The 5,184-nt window shown below is 70.4% G+C and carries 2 protein-coding genes and 1 pseudogene; 2 read left to right on the forward strand and 1 reads right to left on the reverse strand.

Annotated elements, in window-relative coordinates:
- A pseudogene (gene aceF / locus AB7U92_RS21465) lies at positions 1-1,503 on the forward strand (dihydrolipoyllysine-residue acetyltransferase); the annotation flags it as partial.
- Positions 1,504-1,513: 10 nt separating this feature from the next.
- Positions 1,514-3,271 (forward strand): dihydrolipoyl dehydrogenase, encoded by a 1,758-nt coding sequence (lpdA, locus tag AB7U92_RS21470; RefSeq protein WP_428581849.1) that lies wholly within the window; start codon positions 1,514-1,516, stop codon positions 3,269-3,271.
- A gap of 73 nt (positions 3,272-3,344) precedes the next feature.
- On the opposite strand, the gene AB7U92_RS21475 is transcribed toward lpdA, so the two are convergent.
- The gene (locus AB7U92_RS21475; RefSeq protein WP_428581852.1) at positions 3,345-4,766 is read right to left on the reverse strand and encodes a TolC family outer membrane protein; all 1,422 of its coding nucleotides are present in this window, start codon (positions 4,764-4,766) and stop codon (positions 3,345-3,347) included.
- Positions 4,767-5,184: the final 418 nt, after the last annotated feature.

A 5,184-nucleotide genomic window follows, 5' to 3' on the forward strand; every position in this document is an offset into this window, starting at 1 on the left:
CTCGATGGAGATCCCGTCGTCGCATGCCGGCGTGGTCAAGGAGCTGAAGGTCGGGATCGGCGACAAGGTCAGCGAAGGCACGCTGGTGCTGCTGCTGGAGACCGAAGGCGCCGCGGCCGCGGCCCCGCACCGGCCCCTGCGGCCGCGGCTCCCGCTGCCGCGCCTGCGGCTGCGGCGCCAGTGGCTGCAGCGCCCGCTGTGGCCGGCGGGTTGGTCGAGGTTCTGGTGCCCGACATCGGCGACTTCTCCGAGGTCGCCGTGATCGAGGTGTTCGTCAAGCCCGGCGACACTCTCAAGGTCGAGCAGAGCCTGATCACCGTCGAGAGCGACAAGGCCTCGATGGAGATCCCGTCGTCGCATGCCGGCGTGGTGAAGGAAGTGAAGGTCAAGCTCGGCGACAAGGTCAGCCAGGGCAGCGTGGTGGCGATCGTCGAGGCGGTCGGCGCCGCGGCGGCCCCGGTGGCCTCCGCGCCGGCGGCGGCTGCCGCTGCCGCCGCGCCTGCCGCCAGCCGTCCGGCACCCACGGCCGCGCTGCCGGCCCACGAACCGACGGCGCCCAAGGGCTCGCTGCCTCACGCTTCGCCCACCATCCGCCGCCTGGCGCGCGAACTCGGCGTGCCGCTGGAGGAAGTCAAGGGCTCCGGCCCCAAGGGCCGCATCACGCAGGAAGACGTGCAGGCCTTCGTCAAGGGCGTGATGAGCGGCGCGGTGCAGACGCAGGCGCAGAAAGCCAAGGCGCCTGCCGCAGGCGCTGCGGGCGGCGGTGCCTTCCCCGGCCTGCTGCCCTGGCCGCAGGTGGACTTTGCCAAGTTCGGCCCGGTGGAGCGCAAGGACCTCTCGCGCATCAAGAAGATCAGCGGCGCCAACCTGCACCGCAACTGGGTGGTGATCCCGCACGTCACCAACCACGACGACGCCGACATCACCGAGCTCGAAGCCTTCCGCGTTCAGCTCAACAAGGAGAACGAGAAGAGCGGCACCAAGGTCACGATGCTCGCCTTCCTGATCAAGGCCTCGGTCGCGGCGCTGAAGAAGTTCCCCGAGTTCAACGCCTCGCTCGACGGCGAGCAGCTGGCGCTCAAGCAGTACTTCCACATCGGCTTCGCCGCCGACACCCCCAACGGGCTGGTGGTGCCGGTGATCAAGGACGCCGACAAGAAGGGCATCCTGCAGATCAGCAAGGAGATGAGCGAGCTCGCCGCCAAGGCGCGCGAAGGCAAGCTCTCGCCGGCGGAGATGAGCGGCGGCTGTTTCTCGATCAGCTCGCTGGGCGGCATCGGCGGGCGTTACTTCACGCCGATCATCAACGCGCCGGAGGTGGCGATCCTCGGTGTGTGCAAGAGCAGCACCGAGCCGCGCTGGGACGGCAAGCAGTTCGCGCCGCGCCTGATCCTGCCGCTGTCGCTGTCCTGGGACCACCGCGTCATCGACGGTGCGGCCGCGGCCCGCTTCAACGCCTACCTCGGCCAGGTCCTCGCGGACTTCCGCCGGGTGATGCTGTAAGGAGCCGCCGATGCCTCTCATCGACATCAAGGTTCCGGACATCGGCGACTTCAAGGACGTCGCCATCATCGAGCTGCTCGTCAAGCCGGGCGACACCGTCAAGGCCGAGCAGTCGCTGATCACCGTCGAGAGCGACAAGGCCTCGATGGAGATCCCCTCGTCGCACGCCGGCGTGGTCAAGGAGCTCAAGGTCGCGCTCGGCGACAAGGTCAGCGAAGGCTCGCTGATCCTGACGCTGGAGGCGGCCGGCGCGGCCAGCACGGCTGCGGCACCGGCGCCAGCCCCGTCGGCGGCCGCTCCCGCTGCCGCGCCCGTGGCGGCGCCTGCGGCGGCCAGCTACGCCGGCGGTGCCGACCTCGAGTGCGACATGCTCGTGCTCGGCGCCGGCCCCGGCGGCTACTCGGCCGCGTTCCGGGCCGCCGATCTGGGCATGAAGACGGTGCTCGTCGAGCGCTTCGCTACGCTCGGCGGCGTGTGCCTGAACGTCGGCTGCATCCCGTCCAAGGCGCTGCTGCACGTGGCCGCGGTGATGGACGAGGTGAAGCACTTCGAGGCGCTGGGCGTCAGCTTCGCCGAGCCGGTGGTCGATCTGGCCAGGCTCAAGGCGCACAAGGAAAAGGTCATCTCCAAGCTGACCGGTGGCCTGGCCGCGATGGCCAAGATGCGCAAGGTCACGGTGGTGCAGGGCACCGGCGATTTCGCCGATCCGCACCACCTCAAGGTCGTGCTCGCCAAGGACGGCAGCACGCAGACGATCCGCTTCAAGCAGGCCATCATCGCCGCCGGGTCGGAGGCGGTGAAGCTGCCCTTCCTTCCGAAGGACGACCCGCGCATCGTCACCAGCACCGGCGCGCTGGAACTGCGCCAGCGGCCGAAGAAGATGCTCGTCATCGGCGGCGGCATCATCGGCCTGGAGATGGGCACGGTGTACTCGACGCTGGGCGCGAGGCTCGACGTGGTCGAGATGCTCGACGGCCTGATGCAGGGCGCCGACCGCGATCTCGTCAAGGTGTGGCAGAAGATGAACGCCCACCGCTTCGACAAGCTGATGCTCAAGACGAAGACGGTCGGCGCGGAGGCGACGAAGGACGGCATCCGCGTGATGTTCGAGGGCCTGGACGGGACGAAGAGCGAGGGCGTCTACGACCTGGTGCTGCAGGCCGTGGGCCGCACGCCCAACGGCAAGAAGATCGGCGCGGAGAAGGCCGGCGTGATCGTCGGCGAGCGTGGCTTCATCCCGGTGGACGTGCAGATGCGCACCAACGTGCCGCACATCTTCGCCATCGGCGACATCGTCGGCCAGCCGATGCTGGCACACAAGGCGGTGCACGAGGCGCACGTGGCGGCCGAGGTCGCGGCGGGCGAGAAGGCGGCCTTCGACGCCCGCGTGATCCCGAGCGTGGCCTATACCGACCCGGAGGTGGCCTGGGTGGGCGTCACGGACGACGAGGCCAAGGCACGGGGCCTGAAGGTGAAGAAGGGTCTGTTCCCCTGGACGGCCTCCGGCCGCGCCATCGCCAATGGCCGCGACGAGGGCTTCACCAAACTGCTGTTCGACGAGGAGACGCACCGCATCGTCGGCGGCGGCATCGTGGGCACGCACGCCGGCGACATGATCGGCGAGATCGCGCTGGCCATCGAGATGGGCGCGGATGCGGTGGACATCGGCAAGACGATCCACCCGCACCCGACGCTGGGCGAGAGCATCGGCCTGGCGGCCGAGGCCTTCGAGGGCGCTTGCACGGACCTTCCGCCCGTCAAGAAGTAGAGCCCCCCAGTCGCTGCGCTCCTGCCCCCGAGGGGCGCCGACCGGCTTGGGGCGGCCCGGCGCCGGACCCGGGCTAGCGCGGCGCGGGCGCGCTGCGCGACAGTGCCTCGGCGCGTGCGTCGAGCGCGGCGCGGTCGGTGGTGGCCAGCTCGGCCACTGCCGCCGGGCAGCGGCCCGGTGCGTCGTCGCCTGCGGTCCAGCCGGCGGCTTCGTCGGCCAGCTGGTCGGTGCGCGCGATGCCCAGCGTGGTGCCCAGGCGGTTCATTGCCGCGTGGGTGCGAGCGTAGGCGAGCGCCAGGTCGTGCTCGGCATTGGCGTAGGCGCGCCGCGCCGTGTAGACCTCGTTCTCGGCATTGAGCAGGTCGAGCAGGCTGCGCTGGCCGATGTCGAACTGCTGGCGGTAGGCGTCGCGCGCCTTCTCGATCGCCAGCGTGTTGCGCTCGAGGTAGACGAGCTGCTCGGCGAGCTTGCGGGTGTCGTTGAAGGCGATCGCCGCCACCTGGCGGGTGTCGCGGCAGACGCGGTCGCGCACGTCGGCGGCCTGGTTCATCAGGCCGACCTGCTGGCGCACGCGGGCACGGTCGGCGCCGCCGTTGAACAGGTTCCAGCTCAGCACGATCTCGGCCGAGCCGTTGCGCTTCTGGTCTTCCACACCGTCGACGTTGCGGCCACCGGCGCCCCGCAGCCGGGCCTCGACGCGCGGCTGGTAGGCGGCCTCTCGGCCGCTGGCCGCCTGGCGCGCGGCGCGCAGGCCCTCGATGCTGGCGCTGATGGCGGCGCTGTTGCGCAGCGCACTGGTCACCGCCTCGCCGGCGCTGGCCGGCACGCCCTGCTTGAGCGACGACAGCGGCGGCAGTTGCGCCGGCGGCAGCTCGCCGACGATGCGCTGGTAGCGCGCCGTCACGTCGTGCAGATTGGCCAGCTCGGTGGTCAGGTTGGATTCGGCCAGGGCCAGGCGCGCGTTGGCCTGCTCCAGATCGACACCGCGGCCCACGCCGGCCTTCACGCGCGACTGGATCTGCGTGAACGCATAGCGGTGCTGCACGTAGTTGTCTTCGGCCAGCTGCACCAGGCGGCGGAAGCGCTGCACGTCGTAATGGGCGCGAGAGGCCTCGAGCACGGTCTGCTCGGTGGCTTCGAGCAGCTCGAAGTAGCGCGCCAGACGCTCGTGAGACAGCCGGTCGACTTCCTTGCGCGTGCCCATGCCGTCCCACAGCAGCTGGGTCAGGCTCAGGCCGACCTGGCTGCGGTTGAGCGACTGGTTCTCGTCGGGCAGGCGGCCGGTGATGCGGTCGTTGTCGCGGCCGGCGCTGGCGTTCAGGTCGACGCGGGGCAGGAAGCCGCCGCGCGCCACGTCCACCGCGTCGGTGGCGGCACGGTAGGCGTTGAAGCGCGCCGTCACCTCGGGGTTGGTCTGCACGGCCTTCTCGGCCGCGGCCCGCAGCGGATCGGCGTTCTGGGCAACACTTGCCGTGCTGGCAAACAGGAGGGCCACGGCGGCGCAGATCGCTTTCGGTGTCAGGTGCATGGTCGAAGGCCGGCGAGCGGCGCAGACTTGTCGGATCTCAAACCCCGCCGAGTGTAGTGAGGACTGACGACCCCTCTGCGCCCGGTGATCGTTTGCACGAAGTTTTTCACGGCTGAACTGCACGCCAGCGCAGCTTTGCAACAGATTGCGACCGCGTTGGCGTCACTGTCGCCTCAAGGGCTCCGGAGAACGGACGAGAACCAGTCGTCGATGCGCCCGAACATGCCCGAGCGGCCCACTGCCCTGAAGCACCCACCGGACCGGCCCTGGCTGCGGCGCCTGGGTGCGGCTGCGCTGGTCGTGTCGAGTCTCGTCGGCGCTGCCAGCGTGGCCTGGGACCGCGACCGCATGACGCAGGCCGCGCAGCGCACCGGGCCGCGCGCGC

It is taken from the genome of Piscinibacter sp. (genome assembly GCF_050175855.1).
Classification (GTDB): domain Bacteria; phylum Pseudomonadota; class Gammaproteobacteria; order Burkholderiales; family Burkholderiaceae_C; genus Piscinibacter.

Excerpts from the sequence above, each read along its gene's own strand:
- lpdA (WP_428581849.1), top strand. The coding sequence starts at position 1,514 with ATGCCTCTCATCGACATCAAGGTTCCGGACATCGGCGACTTCAAGGAC.